General features: G+C 39.1%; 14 protein-coding genes and 1 pseudogene. 2 read left to right on the forward strand and 13 right to left on the reverse strand.

Going from position 1 to position 15,294, the window contains the following annotated elements; translation table 11 throughout:
* Nucleotides 1-532: 532 nt before the first annotated feature.
* Nucleotides 533-1,834 carry an anaerobic C4-dicarboxylate transporter gene (locus tag M1F25_RS04280; protein ID WP_004905235.1) on the reverse strand — a complete coding sequence of 434 codons (1,302 nt, stop codon included), beginning with the start codon at nucleotides 1,832-1,834 and terminating at the stop codon, nucleotides 533-535.
* Nucleotides 1,835-1,904: 70 nt separating this feature from the next.
* Nucleotides 1,905-2,633 carry an aspartate/glutamate racemase family protein gene (locus M1F25_RS04285; protein WP_181489354.1) on the reverse strand — a complete coding sequence of 243 codons (729 nt, stop codon included), beginning with the start codon at nucleotides 2,631-2,633 and terminating at the stop codon, nucleotides 1,905-1,907.
* Between the two features lie 458 nt (nucleotides 2,634-3,091).
* On the opposite strand from M1F25_RS04285, the gene hypT reads away from it, so the two are divergent.
* Nucleotides 3,092-4,000, forward strand: coding sequence for a hypochlorite stress DNA-binding transcriptional regulator HypT (gene hypT, locus M1F25_RS04290; protein ID WP_004905229.1), 909 nt, complete (start codon nucleotides 3,092-3,094; stop codon nucleotides 3,998-4,000).
* Between the two features lie 104 nt (nucleotides 4,001-4,104).
* On the opposite strand, the gene M1F25_RS04295 is transcribed toward hypT, so the two are convergent.
* The 3 genes from M1F25_RS04295 to M1F25_RS04305 all read right to left on the reverse strand — a co-directional run bounded on the left by M1F25_RS04295 (nucleotide 4,105) and on the right by M1F25_RS04305 (nucleotide 7,064).
* Nucleotides 4,105-4,818 carry an MgtC/SapB family protein gene (locus M1F25_RS04295; RefSeq protein WP_004905226.1) on the reverse strand — a complete coding sequence of 238 codons (714 nt, stop codon included), beginning with the start codon at nucleotides 4,816-4,818 and terminating at the stop codon, nucleotides 4,105-4,107.
* Between the two features lie 159 nt (nucleotides 4,819-4,977).
* Nucleotides 4,978-6,228 (reverse strand): MFS transporter, encoded by a 1,251-nt coding sequence (locus tag M1F25_RS04300; RefSeq protein ID WP_004905224.1) that lies wholly within the window; start codon nucleotides 6,226-6,228, stop codon nucleotides 4,978-4,980.
* Between the two features lie 14 nt (nucleotides 6,229-6,242).
* Nucleotides 6,243-7,064, reverse strand: coding sequence for an MBL fold metallo-hydrolase (locus M1F25_RS04305; protein WP_112307876.1), 822 nt, complete (start codon nucleotides 7,062-7,064; stop codon nucleotides 6,243-6,245).
* Between the two features lie 341 nt (nucleotides 7,065-7,405).
* On the opposite strand from M1F25_RS04305, the gene M1F25_RS04310 reads away from it, so the two are divergent.
* Nucleotides 7,406-9,613: an extracellular solute-binding protein gene (locus tag M1F25_RS04310; RefSeq protein ID WP_112307877.1), complete on the forward strand. Its 2,208-nt coding sequence runs from the start codon at nucleotides 7,406-7,408 to the stop codon at nucleotides 9,611-9,613.
* A gap of 626 nt (nucleotides 9,614-10,239) precedes the next feature.
* Here M1F25_RS04310 and M1F25_RS04315 read toward each other — a convergent pair.
* The 8 genes and pseudogenes from M1F25_RS04315 to M1F25_RS04350 all read right to left on the reverse strand — a co-directional run bounded on the left by M1F25_RS04315 (nucleotide 10,240) and on the right by M1F25_RS04350 (nucleotide 15,153).
* A complete protein-coding gene (locus M1F25_RS04315; RefSeq protein ID WP_004917300.1) occupies nucleotides 10,240-10,461 on the reverse strand; it encodes a DUF987 family protein in 222 nt (73 codons plus the stop codon).
* Nucleotides 10,462-10,469: 8 nt separating this feature from the next.
* Entirely contained in the window at nucleotides 10,470-10,952 is a 483-nt protein-coding gene (locus M1F25_RS04320; protein WP_014656726.1) for a JAB domain-containing protein, read from the reverse strand.
* A gap of 17 nt (nucleotides 10,953-10,969) precedes the next feature.
* Nucleotides 10,970-11,790: pseudogene (locus tag M1F25_RS04325) on the reverse strand (DUF932 domain-containing protein).
* Nucleotides 11,791-11,849: 59 nt separating this feature from the next.
* The gene (locus M1F25_RS04330) at nucleotides 11,850-12,266 is read right to left on the reverse strand and encodes an antirestriction protein (RefSeq protein ID WP_181488654.1); all 417 of its coding nucleotides are present in this window, start codon (nucleotides 12,264-12,266) and stop codon (nucleotides 11,850-11,852) included.
* 89 nt (nucleotides 12,267-12,355) lie between these two features.
* Complete coding sequence (locus M1F25_RS04335) at nucleotides 12,356-12,574, reverse strand: hypothetical protein (RefSeq protein WP_109912629.1); 219 nt, start codon at nucleotides 12,572-12,574, stop codon at nucleotides 12,356-12,358.
* A 57-nt stretch (nucleotides 12,575-12,631) separates the two neighbouring features.
* Nucleotides 12,632-13,681 carry a hypothetical protein gene (locus tag M1F25_RS04340; RefSeq protein ID WP_181488652.1) on the reverse strand — a complete coding sequence of 350 codons (1,050 nt, stop codon included), beginning with the start codon at nucleotides 13,679-13,681 and terminating at the stop codon, nucleotides 12,632-12,634.
* Nucleotides 13,682-13,690: 9 nt separating this feature from the next.
* The gene (locus M1F25_RS04345) at nucleotides 13,691-14,368 is read right to left on the reverse strand and encodes a helix-turn-helix transcriptional regulator (RefSeq protein ID WP_181488650.1); all 678 of its coding nucleotides are present in this window, start codon (nucleotides 14,366-14,368) and stop codon (nucleotides 13,691-13,693) included.
* 56 nt (nucleotides 14,369-14,424) lie between these two features.
* Nucleotides 14,425-15,153, reverse strand: coding sequence for a DUF3944 domain-containing protein (locus M1F25_RS04350; protein ID WP_181488648.1), 729 nt, complete (start codon nucleotides 15,151-15,153; stop codon nucleotides 14,425-14,427).
* Between the last annotated feature and the right edge of the window lie 141 nt (nucleotides 15,154-15,294).

Raw genomic sequence — 15,294 nt, forward strand, 5'->3', positions numbered from 1 at the left:
AACTAAAATTTGTGATTTAAGCCCTAATTTTAGTCACTTAATTGAGTACTTTCATTGGGAAATGAGACTGCCGAAACTGACTTTGTAACATGATGAAAATCATAATAAAAATCTTAATTCATTCCTTATTCTGTTTTTTTAAGAAATGAATATGAAGCCGAGTATAATTATTTTAACTATTTTCAGAAGTGAATATTTCATGCAAAAACATTTCAGCTCACACTTTTGAATGAAAACAAATTTAAACTACATTTTATAAAGAGATATTGAGTGGTTAACAGGACATTATTTTTAATTTATAAAATTTAATTTAAAAAATTAAATAGAGTAATGAGTCATTTTGATACGCTGCTATAATATTTTCTTTGCAGATATACCTATAGGTATTAAAAAAATAGCTTTATACCTTGTAATTGTATTTTGCCAATTAAGCAAAGTATAAAGCTAAATAGAGCCAAAGTTTAACTTCATTTTGTCAATAAAATCATTTCGTTATATTCTAAAGAGGGTGAGGAGACCTCATACCCTAGTGTTAGACAATCATTGGTGCAATGATAAAACCGAAGGCGACACCTGCAATAATTCCACCTAGCCCTGGTAGCATAAAAGGGTGATTTAAAATATATTTTCCAACCCGAGTAGACCCTGTAGAGTCGAATTCAATGGCTGCTAATGATGTTGGGTAAGTGGGTAAGACAAATACCCCGGTGACGGCGACAAAAGAGGCCAATATTGCCCATGTTGGGACATCTAAGGCAATGGCTAATGGAATAATTAACGGTGTTGTGGCACCTTGTGAATATAACAAGGCACAGGTTAAGAACAGAACTAAAGCCAATAAAATAGGATATGCAGATAACACATCTCCTGCGATGGCCTTGATTTGGTCCATATGGGCATCAACAAAAGTAGTGCCTAATGTCACGATTCCGAGGATCACCGCAAGAGAACTCATTCCTGAGCGGAATGTTGGTGCTAGTACAATGGAATCCGGTGATGTTTTACAGAAAACTACCATCAAACATGCTGCACTTAGCATACAAATGATGATGATATCTCGTGTTCCCATCGGCTTACCGATATCAAAACCAGGACGTAATTGTGGGAATGCAGCGAGGATCACGATAGCAATAGTGGCAATAATGAATAGAACAACAGAGAATTTTTCTCTCGTTGTGCTCTCGCCTTTTTTCTCTTCGTACTTATGCACTAAGCCTTTTTGCAAACGGTCTAGATAGACCTCATCGTTTTCAAGTTCGCAACCTTGACGTGATGCAATAAAAGCGGCAACCATGGCAGCAACAAAAGAGGCGGGTAAACATACTGACATGACAACGATAAAAGTGATGCCGTTACCTTCCATAATTGTCAACATCGCCGCCATTGCTGCACTGATTGGGGAGCCAGAAATAGCAATTTGTGAGGCAACCACTGAGCCTGCTAATGTTCTTGATGGTCGAATACCCGAATCTTTTGCAATTTCCGCTATCACAGGCAGCATAGAAAACACAATGAAACCTGTACCAGCCATGATAGTCATCACCCAAGTGGTGATTGGTGCGATTATATTTAAATACTTAGGATTTTTACGCATAAATTTACTGGCTAGGCGTACTAGATAATCCATCCCACCAGCAGCTTGTAATGCAGAAGCTGCTACCACGACCGTCATAATAATTAAAATAACATCAACAGGGGGTGATCCAATGGGTAAACCAAACCCGATGGTTAATACAGCTAATCCTAATCCACCACAGAGTCCTATACCTATTCCGCCCATGCGAATGCCAAAGAATATTGCACCTAATACAACAATGATTTCTAGCCAAACCATAATCGTCTCCAATAGACAATATATTGTCATTAGTAATATTGAAAAATTAATTTTTGATAATTGATATAAGTTAAATATTTTTATTTATCATTAAATTTTGTTTTCCGACTCTGTTTTCATACCAGTGAATACTTGCTCTGACTAATGAGCTGGTTGAGTCGATATATTTATCTGGATAATTATTTATTTCATTTGCAAGAATGACGGGGACTTCGGTACAGCCAAGAACAATAACTTCAGCTCCTCGAGAAAATAATGTCTCAGCTTGTTTTTTCATAATGGACTCAGCCATTTTTTTATTTCCTGACTTTAATAAATAAATGCTTTCCATTACATTTTCTTGGCTTTTTTTATCAGGGGTAATGCAATTTAAATAATTGCTCTCTATATTTTTTTGGTATAATCCCATATACATGGTGGCATTTGTTGCAAGTAATCCGATGTTTTTTTTCTTGGTTGCTAGTACCTCTTTCATTGTCGTTTCAACGATACTTAACATATCGACGTGGCAAACCTCTTTCAGTTCACTAAACCAAAAATGTGCGGTATTACAAGGTATAACAATGCATTCGGCGCCTGCATTTTCTAGTTTTCTTAAATAGTCAGTCATTAAAGGTAGAGGAGATTCACCATGGTTTAATAGTGCGTCCGTTCGGTCTGGTATATCAGGAATAGATGATATAATTAAAGGAATATGCTCTTGGTCTCTATTTGCTACGGTATAGTTTACGAATTTATTAAATAAATCGACAGTAGCGGCAGGCCCCATACCACCTAATACACCAATTAAGCCTTTCATTTTAATACCCCTGCATTTCATTAGTCTTTTTATAAAATAAAAAAATAAGCACGTATCTTTATTAATTTATTTAACATATGCTTTAATGTTAAAATGGTTATTAACTTATTTATAACTGCCTAGCCTGTGGTTAATATTTATCAATGTTTATCTAAAATGAGAAATGCAAGTAAGTATGGTTTGATGCAAGATATGCATTAAGAGTTTTTATTCAAAATAAAAGCATTTTTATAAATGGCTCTGAAAGCCTGAATAGACTGGGCTCTATGGATTAAAAAAATCAAATGAAATTAATTTTTGATTTTTGTTAATGTTTTAAATGGTAGGGCTATGCATAATACAAATAACGCCACTACAAATTTAGTTTGATTATTTAACCAGTCATTAACTTAAAATATCAATAAAAATACTTTTGATTTTTTATATTTTAACAGCAAGTCAATTTAAGGCTTAATAAGATGAAAAATATAGAAACAAAATGGCTATATGATTTTTTAACACTAGAATCGTGCCGACATTTTTCTCATGCAGCAGAACAGCGAAGTATTTCTCAGCCCGCATTTAGCCGTCGTATTAAAGCTTTAGAGGAAGCTATTGGCGTTGAATTATTTGATAGAACGACGTCCCCTTTACAGTTGTCTGAAGAGGGCAAAATTTTTCATTCTCAAGCGCGTAGTTTATTACAACAACTGGAATGTAACTTAAATGAATTATCCGGCCATAATGTATTGAGCCTACCGAATATTAAAATTGCTGCTGCTCATTCGTTGTCGTTAACATTGCTCCCAAAATTAGTTCACGGGCTGTCTGGTTACGGTGGAGAATTTGTTTACCATGTTGAGGCTATTGATGTCGTACAAGTTGTGAACACATTGAGAGAAGGGAAAAGTGATTTTATTATCTCATTTTATGATGAAGATTTAATGCAATCACCATTTTCCTCATTGAATGTATTTGAATCTGAATTATACCCAATTTGTGCAGCGGATGAGCAGGGTAAGCCGCTATTTGACATCTATCAACCCCAAGTGCCGCTGCTGAATTATACCAGTGCTTCATATATGGGAAGATTAGTTAATCGTCGGTTAAGTGAGTTTGGTGCGATCAATTCAAAAACACTTTTTATGTCATCAATGAGTGAGTTACTAAAAAATATGGCTTTGGATGGCCATGGTATAGCATGGTTACCCATTTATTCTGTAGTGAATGAATTGAAAGAAAAAAAACTCGTTTGTTTGGATACACCTGAATTAACGATACCTATCCAAGCGTATATTTACCGCATGGATACACGTCTAAATAAAACTGCAGAGGATTTTTGGCGTATTTTGAAAAAAAATATTCCAGAGGATTTACGGAATTTATAGTGGGGAAAGGTAATTTATAAGTAAATAACCTGCGAATATAAGCAGGTTATTTAAGTAATTCGCCTTTTATTTAGCGGAAATATAACACCTTAAAAGTGAGAAAATTAATGATCTAGAGAAACAGAATGCACATATTCCAACTGTTTTAAAGAACAGTAAAATTCAGGTAAAGTGATTTTTTGGCGTACTAATAGCTTTAAATTTACCTCGACGCGCTCTTTCTTGATATCTCTGATAGTGAGATTCTCAATTAAGTCCTTATGGTTTTTTAGATACTCAATAAGTAAAGGTACACCTTTTTCATGAGTAAATAGCATACGAACTTTAATTTTTCCTAGTTTTTGGTTTTTCATCTGAAATAATGCAACTTGGGGGCTGAGTTGTATTGCTAAGAAAAAAAGAACTGTAACTATGACCGCATGCCAGTAGAATCCCGAACCGCATGCAATTCCAACACCGGCAGATGCCCAAACAATGGCTGCGGTTGTTAGGCCTGAAATTGCATCATCACGTCGATGTAATATAACGCCAGCACCTAGAAAGCCTACTCCACTAATTATTTGTGCAGCTAATCTCATTGGGTCGCTACGTATATTGTCAGAGATATTGGCGTAATACTCCGCTGACTGAATAGAAACTATGGTTAATAAACAGCTAGCAACGGCAATAATGACACAAGTTTTAAAACCAACAGGCTTTCCCTTTGATTCACGTTCTAGGCCAATTAAGCCGCCTAAAACAAAGGCGGCCAGCAGTTTAGAAATACTTGATAGTGATAAAGGGCCAATGGTGTCGACAAACTGTATAAATAAATCCATGGCTTGCTCCTGACGTAGCCTTAGCCTTTCCTCGATTTTTACTGTGTATACTCGTAATCCTTCAAGTTGCAGTGGTGTTGACTACGCTCAGCTAGCCGAGTCACATAGTTTATTTATGTTCCCCATCTATCTTCGCTTGTCGCCTACCTGCAACTCAAATTATTTGGGTATAGCAACGTTATTTACTACTTTTTCACCTTCGTTATTTTTCTTTTTAGATACGTCGTCTTTAAAGAAGAAGATAAAGAAAACGGTGACAACAGCGGCGACGATAGCCGGGTAATGCCAGAATGTTCCCCATTGTGGCAATGCTGCGCTACCTGTCTCTGTGACAGTTGAATTAAAGATTTCACCACAAATTGTTGAAGCAAATAATAAGCCAAAGCCATTTGAAACAATAAAGCGTAAACCCTGAGCTTGCGCTCTGATCTCAGGTTTGGCTTTACGGTCAACGTAGATATCACCTGCTGTAAAGAAGAAGTCCCAGCATAATCCTTGAAGCATCAACCCTATAATAATGAAGTAAAAACCGGAATCTACTGCGGCATAGGAGAATAGCATTGAGCGAATAATCCAACTTACCGCGCCAAGAAGTAAGGTAATTTTGAAACCGAACTTCATTAAGAAGAAGGACAGAACGAACATAAATAGGACTTCACATGCAATACCAATTTGCATGATAGATGCCGCATTATCGAATCCCAGTGTTTTAATAAATACAGGAATATAAGCGGAGTAAGCTGTTTTCGGTATCATTAATACAAAGATGCTAAACATTAAGATAGCGAAATAGCGGTCTTTGAATAATGAAAGTGCATCTAAGCATAGAATATCTCTAGCGGAGAAAGGTTTACCTTTCGCTTTTGGCGGTGTATTTGGCAAAGTAAAGCAGTAAAAGCCTAATAATACAGCAACAGCTGATGCGATATACCAAGTCATGGTACTACCTGAAAAGCCCATTTCTCCTAATATAAATCCGATAGCCATAAAACCGAATGTGCCAAATACACGAATAATAGGGAAATATTTCACGCCATTAATATGAGAGAAGCTGATGCTATTAGAGAGTGCAGTTGTTGGATAAAACAGTAGCCCAATAATGAAAATCATAAACAGGGTCATACCGCTATTTTGTGCCTCAATAAATTGAGGAACACATAGAATAACGGCCGCATTAATTAAATGCAGTGTTCCCATTACCTTTTGTGAGGCAAAGAAGCGGTCTGCAACCATACCAATAAATAAAGGAGAAATAATGGTTGCCACACCTAATAAAGCGTAGGCATTACCAATAATATTTGCCATCCCATAAGTACTTAACACGAGTCCCATGGTCATATTCCATGCGCCTTGCATGAAATATTGCACAAACATCATAATGAGTAAGCGAGAGGTTATTTTCATATCCATGATTAGTTTTCCTCTTAATGTGCTTCTAGCGTTAATCCGTCATAAGCAACGCGGATATTATAAGGTGCACAAACTGCTTCTAATTCTTCATGAAGTAATTTGCCGCTATGGGAAATATGTGAAACAGCAATTTGAGTTTCCGAATGTAGGCAGCCTTGTTGTTGCAGTTTTTCTTTGGCTGCAAATACAGTTTCTAAGCTCATGTGATTATCTGTACGATTTTTCCCATTGAGCCCGTAAGTGCATTCAAATACGACGATATCAAGCTGTTTATTTTCCAACCATTTCCATGTTAATTCAGGGAACCAACCTGAATCATGTCCATAAAAAATAGCTTTCCCAGCTTTTTCAATGTGATAGACGTAGCATAATTCCCATTTAGCATGGTTTGCGAGTAATGGCGTAATTTTATAACCATTTCTTTCTACAGTGACAAAAGGGATTAAGCAGTGGAAATCGAAACGTTCTTTGCTATAGCCAGGCAGAACATCAAGGCAGCCATTAATTGCTCGGTCATTACCAAAAATATGTAATGGATGGTAAATTTCAAAACCATAACCTTCCATGCGGCTAAATAAATCACCGACATTAAAATGGTCAGGGTGAGTATGGGTAAATAGCAGGCTTTCAAACTTGGTTGCATCCATTCCATCACGCATTAACTGATAGCTAAATGTCGGGGAAACATCGATCAGCATAAGATCATCTACAATAGCGGAAGAATGGGTTCTAATATCTTTCCCCCCGAGTTCTCTTGCTCTCTGGCAGTGCTCACAACGGCAGAAAGGATTTGGTATACCTTCAGAAGCCGCGGTGCCTAAGAAGTGAATTTTCATAATAATTACCTATATTTTATTGTTTTATATGTATTTTTTTAACCCTGATGTTGGCATTCAAATAAAAAACAAGGGTATTTGAACGTTCCAATAATAATATTGGTGATTACTTTTGCCAATAAATGTTATTTTGATCAGTGATCTCATTCAAAGAATATTTTAAATGATATTGATTTTATTAATTTTTATTTTCGCATTGGAAAATGGCAATAAAAAAGTATTTATATTACTAGCTTGCTTTATAAACGAATTAATTATGGAACGTTCAAAGTAATTATCAGTAGTCGTGATAAATAATTCAGGTATGCTATTGGTAGCAACAACCAAGGTGAAAAAAACAGATGGCAACAATCAAAGATATCGCAAAATTAGCAGGTGTTTCTCATGGAACTGTTTCTAACGTATTGAATAAACGGGGAAATGTGAGTGTTGAAAAAATTGAAGCAGTCTATAAAGCAGCAAAGCAAATGGGGTATCAGCTAAATACACAAGCTCAATTATTGAGAACCAATAAGAGTCAGAAGATAGCAATACTATTACCGCAATTATTGTCTGATAAGTATGCAATATTTTTTAATTCATTTAGGCAATCAATGGCTCAGTATCCAGAGATAACTTATGATCTATTCTTGACGGATGATCTGGAAACGACAGAACTAGATGCATTACAAAAAATTGCGGCAGGTGGTTATAGGCAAGTAGTGGCAGTCAGTTGTTTGCAGGATGCCACTATCTATTTTGATACCTTAAAATTAGCGGCGTCTCAAATTATTTTTATTTACCGTCAGCCCACAAATGCTTACCACTTTTTCACACTGGATTACTCTCAGGCAACTGATGCGATATGCCAACAAATAGCCACAAGTCGAAGTCAATTAGTAGGTATTTTTAGTGATGATCATGGAAATCTAGAGAACGCCACTTTTGTCAGTGAGTTACAAAATAACCTTAAACAGAAGGCTCCGAATAAAAAATTTATTATTATTCGTGCTTCTAATGATGAATCTTATAAGGCGGCTTTTGATTTTTTCTCTGGAGAGCAGATTCCTGATTTATTTGTTGCTGAAGACATTGAAAAAGCGAGTTTTTTAACCCAAGCAAGTTTTTTTGGTAGCGAAGGTGATTGCCCCGCAATTTTTGCTTTAAGCGGTAACATTCCTCCTATACTAAAAGGGTTACATTGCTTCCCAATGAACTATGCACAATTAGGGTTGGAAGTGGTCGATGAACTGATGAGAGAAGATCATGAAAAGAAAACTGTGGGGACAAATACTGTCTATGTTCGTAATCAAAGTGGTAACCTTTATACGGCAACATCGGCAATAATTACTGACAATAAATCTGATCCAACCCTGAATTTACTCATTTTACCGAGTCCTTCAACAAACGCACTTAAAAAACTACTGCCACATTTTTATAGACAAACAGGAATTAAGGTTAATTTAGCGGTTTATCCTTATGATGAAGTTTATCAGATATTAGGGCAACTCCATTTACACCCTTATTATGATTTACTACGTATCGATATGGCCTGTTTTCCCTGGTTTGCGGAGCGCATCCTACAACCATTAGATAAAGTAGGAAGAGGGGTGACTGATTTATTAAATAACTTTTCCTTACCGACTCAGCAAAAATATAGTTTGGTGAATGATACTGCTTATGCCATGCCATTTGATGCCAGTGCGCAAATGTTGTTTTATCGTAAAGATCTCTTTGAAGATCCTATTTTAAAAAGAATGTATTACGAGAAAACAGGGCAAGAACTAATAGTACCCACTTCTTTTACTGAATATGATCAGGTAACTCAATTTTTCACAGAGCTACATGAAGAAGGTGAGTTTTTACGGCCTATTGGTGCATCAACGACGTTAGGTAGTGCAGGGTTAATTGCCACTGAGTATTTATTAAGGTATTACGCCGCTGGCGGAAAATTGATAAGTAATGGCCATATTCCTAGGTTAGAAATGCCATTAGCGGGTCAAGTATTAAATGAATACCTTCATCAGGTTTCTATGACAGAAAATATTCATAATAAATGGTGGAGTGAATCCGTCGAGCAATTTGAGCAAGGAAAACTAGCCATGTTAATTGCTTATATGAACCTATTTAACGATGTCGCTTATAGTAATATTTTCCCTAAAATTGGCTTTGCTTCTGTACCTGGGGGAATTCCTCAATTGGGGGGGGGAGCATTAGGGGTTTCTCGCTATAGCCAAAAAACTCATTATGCAGAACAATTTTATCGTTGGCTCTATTCACCGATAGTAATGGATCACCTCATATTATTGGGTGGCAACAGTAATCACCAAGATTTCAGCCATAATCAAGAGATTTGCTATCGTTATCCATGGATGCCGCTGGCGTATCAAGAAATAAACCGAGGGATCCGTGAGTCTTCAATTCCAAACGGTAAGTTGTTTAATTTACGCCAAGCTGAAGTCATTATTGGGCAAGGTATTACTAACGTTGTGAACAAAATCATGACGATAGATGAAACGATTGAATATATTAACCAACGGTTATTAGTTGATACGCAAGGCGAGAGATAAATATCGGTTTAATTAGAGTTTTAAATCAGCGGATAATCATATGATAAGGCGTCATTACTTTTCAATTTTATCCGCACAAGCTATCTTCTTCGCAAAAGTAATTTGTGATGAAGAGCGTTTTGCTCAGTAATTTTATAGGTAGATACAAAGCAAAAACCCGCCTTTTGGGCGGGTTCTTTAAATAAGTGGTGCCCGGACTCGGAATCGATTTTTCATTATAACTGGTTGTATTTAAATCCATTAATTGAATTTGATTTTATTTATACCCTCTTTTGTACCCTCGGTCCGTTTGGTGGGTTTTGTTGAGCACGGTTGGGGCGATAGAGCGCAGCAAATAGATTGGTTTTTTGCACAGATGACAGGTGTAATTATAACGTATTCGAATCCTTTTTAAGTATACATTTAATGGGGATCATGTTCATGTTAATTGTTTCTAGTATGAATCATGGTATTGCCAATTTGACATGTTTAATGATGTCTTATTGTGTCATTTTTGTTTAATTCCTCAATGTCTAATTCAGTTAAGATCCAACGGTTTGATATGTGCCATTGAATACTAATCAAAGTGGAAGTAGGCTTAATTTATCCATCCAATATAGGATAAACTCAAAGTGATCAGTACTTATTCAATTCAATGTCACACACATGACACACGCATAAGGGCCATCTCTGTCTTGGCGACGTTCAACATAAACAGCTAACACGCCACGACAATCTGGCACCTCCTTACCAATATAATGCTCGCTATTACCAACCCATTTATACTTTCCCCTACAATAACGAGCAAGGCGAGAGCCTAAATGTTGCTGATGGATCTTCATTGCTGCAGATTTACGGATGATATTCATGGTTCACCTCATACTAAGCCATGCTCAGCGAAAGAGAAGATTTGCTGACCACCGATGATCAGATGGTCAAGCACTCGTACTTCAATTAGCTGCAATGCTTTTATTAATTGTTGCGTGATAGATTTATCCGCTTGGCTTGGTGTGATATCGCCTGACGGATGATTGTGTGCAAAGATAACGGCAGCAGCATTAAAATGAAGTGCTCGTTTGACGACTTCACGAGGATAAACCTGTGTGCTGCTAATCGAGCCAGCAAACAGGGTTTCACTGCTTATCAACTGATTTTGTTGATTCAAGTAGAGCACAATAAACGCTTCACGCTCTAATGCTGACATTTTTAGCCGTAACCAATCCCTCACATTTTGCGTTGATGTAAAAGCAATACCCGGTTCACGCAGATACTTATCCAGTATGGTCAACGCACGTTTGATAGTACGTTGTTCATTAGGAAGCAGTGTTAAGGTATTCGTATAAGTATTGATACTCTCCATCGTTAATATCTCCATCATTACGAGGCTAGTTGAAGCATATTTTCAGCCATCACCCACAAGGCTCGGTTAAGCTTCACATCACCATCAATCCCATTCACTGAACGCGTGCGAGCGCGTTTACCTTTCGCATTTCTGCCTGATAATCCCCCTTTAATTAAATTTTCTTGCAAACGTTGGTACACCGTCCAAAGATCGTCCTTCTTATCTTCAACACGGCGTGGCTGTAATACTTGCGCTTCGGTCACAGGTTGATGTGCTTCACCATAACGATATGTGAGAGCAGATTGAGCAAAGATGTGTTGGGCTGGTGGCGGTAATAATAGGGACTGCATGGCATCACGTTGCTCATCCATGCGTTCAAATAGCCCTAATACTTCATAAGCCCCTTCAATCACTTTTTCCACCACATCGCCCTTGTGCGGTACACGCACCTCACCAAAGGTTTGTCCGCAAATTAAGCCATTCTGACAAACGAATCGGAACATCCCCGGTAACATCTGATAACTCGATGAGCCATCATGGCTATTGAGTAAGATGATTTCAGGCACTAGGCTGCCCGTAATTTGGTCATGGCGTCTCAGCCGTAACAGATGCTTAGTATGATCGCGACGGCTTTCATCTCGCACACGAGTTTGGCATGCAAAAGAACAGATAAAAACCTTCTTTCTGTAAACTATCGAGTAAGGTATGTAGGAATATAAGTGCACTTTTCGCTACGAGATTCATATTTTTCTTCTGAAAACACACTGGGTACTGTGCGAAACAATTCTTCAATCGTTAATGGGCGGTCGCGACGGATACTATTTGCCGCACCAAAGCGGGATGCTAAGCGAGTCATAATGAATTTCCTTTAAAATAAAGTAGATAGATAAGAAGTCGGCGTAAATAAGGGCGAGGTTAATCGATTAAATGGAAAATAGCGGAACGTTCAGGATGTTGCGCCGCATAATCACGCAATTGATAAAAGCGATCGACGAGGGTGTCACTTTCCGTTTGAAAGGACCATAAACTGTACATCATCAAACACACAGCTATGCCCGCAGCTTCAGGACTGAGTTCCGCTTCGTTACCATTATGCGGATTGAATAGCGTAAGCTCCTCTTGATTCAAATCGGGATAAATAAAAGCGCCGCCATTAGATAAAGTGCAATATTCCCAATACCCGCCGTGGTAGTCCTCACAAAACTGGCCCATGGTAGTAAAAATCACCACTTCAAAGGTTGAAAAGCCTTTAACGGTGCCAAAATGAGTTTGCCAAAAATGCGTGCGCTGGCGGTTGGAAGCGGGTGTTGAGATGATGGGTTCAAGTGTCATAAAAAAGCCCTTTTGTGGATGTTACGAAATAAAAAAGGCAGACCGATTGGTCTGCCGTTATGTTGAATCTACATTGAAATAGTTGAGTTTTAGTGGTCACTAAATAGCCCGTTGAGTAGTCGTTCAATGGCTCCCCCCAATAAGGTTGTGCAAGCAAGCGTCGCCCCAAGTCGAGCCGCTTGAATTTCCGTGTCGGAATACTTGCCTTCAAGCGCAAGTTGTTCATTGACCGTCTTCTGGGCGTAGTAGGTGATAGACACCAGTGTCACAACACTCACAGAGGTAGCGATAAGTTTAAAAATGGACATAGATTACCCTTTAGTCAGGCGTTCATTGAATATGAACGCCGAATAGTGTGTGAAAACTCAGTATTGATATCGGGCGATATCCGGTTTTTGAAAGGATTGTGTTTGGTAGTAAAATAACGCTTTTGCTATTCCGTTAATAATTTGAGGGGTTTCAAGTTTACCTTGATACGCCCATGCGACGGCATCTGTTCTTGCTAAACGGCTCAATGTTTTTTCCATCATAGGGGTAAAATCCTCCTGCCCTTGTTTATCCTCTAGGTTATACAGAACATGCGTTAGAACAGGCTTTTCAGGGTTAACGAGGCTCCAAATAAAAACTTGGGTGATTGACCAGTCGTGTGCATTTTGTTGTGCACGTTTTAGGTCTGTGATGTATTGCTCCGTGATTTGAATGGCTTCATTTTGCTGGTGTCTAAATTGTGTTAACGCATTGGCATTGTGTTGCTGAAGCTCAGAGACCTTTTTCCGGAGCATTGCCTCGACATTTTCTGTTTGGTTTAACCACGGTAATAAATACAGGCTAACATCAGGGGCGTGGTCATTCAATGTCTCCGTTAACGTATTCCACGCTTTAAGCTGGCGCTCGGCTTCCTCTGACGGAGTATAACCGGCATTAAATGCAATTGGTGTCGTCATTGCATAGGGCTGGTCAACATTGCCTCTGAGCAATGACCAGTCATGTCGGGACAGTGTTGTGATGAGCTGTAAAACCTGTGTAAGCCTCTGCTCCTCAAGGGTTGAATCTGTTTTCGGTGTTTCCGCATTGGCAAAGCGCGGTATGAATTTAGTCATACCGTCTATTGCCGTTTGATACCAGTTATTTAAATCGTGGTTAATGGCGTTTTGTAATGCCCCTTTAGCTAACTGACACTTATAGACCACCAAGGGCCTTTCTTGTTCATCCGTTAAGGTTTCCCATGTTGGCGAAACACAATCTTTACGATGGTTGAGTACCCCACCGAGTGTGACACTGCGGTCGTAATCATAAATCAACCCTTGAACACGCAAAATGTCTTGGGAAACAGTCTTAGCAGTCGTTGAGGTTGCATCATCACATCCCAGCAAGAGTGCGCTGCTGATGCAGACGGTATAAAAAATAGTTTTCATCTTAATACCTTATAATTTAACGAGTGATTGAATATATTGGTAATGGGGCAAGGCTTGAATAAACGCCTCTTCACATAACCGTTGGTTGAGGTCTTCACGATAACGAAAGCCCCGCGCCGTCATGACCACGTCTTGCAAGGCCATCACATCAAAGACATGAATGTGCTCCGCGATATCAGCGGCGAGATACCAATGACCTTGGTAATAAATCAACTTATACGGGGCAACGTTCGTGATGTTTTTTCCTTGGTGGGTAAATTGCAGTAAACGCCGTTTTACAATGGCTTGTGTTAGAATATAAAAGCCCCCGAACAGCGAGGGACGCTGCTTAGGTGGCGTGTGGTAGACAATAAACGGTGAATCAATTGTTGGGTCGAGCAGAACCGTCAGCAGCTTCCTGTCTAAAGCCGGAAACAGTGAGGTAATATGCGTAATAGCCGCAAAGCGCAATATGTCCTTATCGGTACGAAAGGGACGCTGTGATGCTGCCAATCGATAGCCACCTTGGTGATATTCCAAGTCCAGATATTGAAGGCGCTCATTAAAGTCACGCCGTAGGGTACGAGTCGAGACATTGAGCTCTTCTGACAGCTCGGATAAATAAACGGTTTCCCCGCGAAATAATTGACTAATAATAAACGCCAACCGAGACGCAAGCCGGTCATGGCGAGACACAGAAGTCGACATGATGTTGTCCTTATTAAAATAGCTCCGGCAAGCGGATAGAATGGGATTGATAAACCTTATTGCGATAAGGCTTTTTGTCGTAAGTACGCCACAATGATGCAGGCGGGGACGGTGACCCGATAAGCGGGTCCCGCTAAGTCAGCGACAAGCCATGCAGAGCTCACAGCAAGACCAATCGGACCCGCAATCAAGGAAAGTGCTCGGTGTGCGGCAAAGAGTGTGCCAATGGTGGCAATCCCGCCGAGTGCATTAATCACGCCAATGGCTGAGAGTGTGGCCACTTCCAGCGCGGCAATGCCAGAGGTACGGATAGCCGCTTGAACCGCAATCAAAATCAGTTGAGGTGTGGGGTTGGTGAGGTTAAGTTGCATATCACGAGAGAAGGCTTGTAGCTCTTCTGTGGTCAGCTCATTTAAGCTTTTTTCTAATACTTTCAATAACAAATTTAATTCCAAGGTTTCGGTATTACCCTCCTTTGGATAATTGACATCAAGGTGGTCACAGACATCCTGTAAGATTTCACGGTACAACACGCCCTTATTGCCTCGAACGAGACTCATCAAACTGTTAGCTCCAAAGGCTTGCAACTCTGCCGCAATCGACATCCAATATTGCTGGTGCTCCGGATGGTAGAGTTGATATTCAGGCGAGCTGGTTAAGGTTTCAGTCCAACGCTTTTGTCCGTCTTTGCTGTCGTGAGTCAGTACAGACACAAGCAAGCCCAGTTCTTCATTGCTGCATTCACGTAAAAACGCTAAATCGGTATCTAATCGGTAAGTTGCCATCGGTGTTATTCCTCAGTTTGAAAAAGAGAACACTACGATAACAACCTCACCGGACAGGTTATGTCCGGCTATTTGACTTTTTTTCGGGGGAAAATGGAGGGGAAATGACAGGATATGTCCTTGAAAAACATTAAGTGATTG

Origin of the sequence: Providencia sp. PROV109 (assembly GCF_033681625.1) — a bacterium.
GTDB lineage: Bacteria > Pseudomonadota > Gammaproteobacteria > Enterobacterales > Enterobacteriaceae > Providencia > Providencia hangzhouensis.

What these genes read in the sequence shown, in the direction of transcription:
- M1F25_RS04280 (WP_004905235.1), bottom strand. Translation starts at nt 1,834, where the DNA reads ATGGTTTGGCTAGAAATCATTGTTGTATTAGGTGCAATATTCTTTGGC.
- M1F25_RS04285 (WP_181489354.1), bottom strand. Translation starts at nt 2,633, where the DNA reads ATGAAAGGCTTAATTGGTGTATTAGGTGGTATGGGGCCTGCCGCTACT.
- hypT (WP_004905229.1), top strand. Translation starts at nt 3,092, where the DNA reads ATGAAAAATATAGAAACAAAATGGCTATATGATTTTTTAACACTAGAA.
- M1F25_RS04295 (WP_004905226.1), bottom strand. Translation starts at nt 4,818, where the DNA reads ATGGATTTATTTATACAGTTTGTCGACACCATTGGCCCTTTATCACTA.
- M1F25_RS04300 (WP_004905224.1), bottom strand. Translation starts at nt 6,228, where the DNA reads ATGGATATGAAAATAACCTCTCGCTTACTCATTATGATGTTTGTGCAA.
- M1F25_RS04305 (WP_112307876.1), bottom strand. Translation starts at nt 7,064, where the DNA reads ATGAAAATTCACTTCTTAGGCACCGCGGCTTCTGAAGGTATACCAAAT.
- M1F25_RS04310 (WP_112307877.1), top strand. Translation starts at nt 7,406, where the DNA reads ATGGCAACAATCAAAGATATCGCAAAATTAGCAGGTGTTTCTCATGGA.
- M1F25_RS04315 (WP_004917300.1), bottom strand. Translation starts at nt 10,461, where the DNA reads ATGAATATCATCCGTAAATCTGCAGCAATGAAGATCCATCAGCAACAT.
- M1F25_RS04320 (WP_014656726.1), bottom strand. Translation starts at nt 10,952, where the DNA reads ATGGAGAGTATCAATACTTATACGAATACCTTAACACTGCTTCCTAAT.
- M1F25_RS04330 (WP_181488654.1), bottom strand. Translation starts at nt 12,266, where the DNA reads ATGACACTTGAACCCATCATCTCAACACCCGCTTCCAACCGCCAGCGC.
- M1F25_RS04335 (WP_109912629.1), bottom strand. Translation starts at nt 12,574, where the DNA reads ATGTCCATTTTTAAACTTATCGCTACCTCTGTGAGTGTTGTGACACTG.
- M1F25_RS04340 (WP_181488652.1), bottom strand. Translation starts at nt 13,681, where the DNA reads ATGAAAACTATTTTTTATACCGTCTGCATCAGCAGCGCACTCTTGCTG.
- M1F25_RS04345 (WP_181488650.1), bottom strand. Translation starts at nt 14,368, where the DNA reads ATGTCGACTTCTGTGTCTCGCCATGACCGGCTTGCGTCTCGGTTGGCG.
- M1F25_RS04350 (WP_181488648.1), bottom strand. Translation starts at nt 15,153, where the DNA reads ATGGCAACTTACCGATTAGATACCGATTTAGCGTTTTTACGTGAATGC.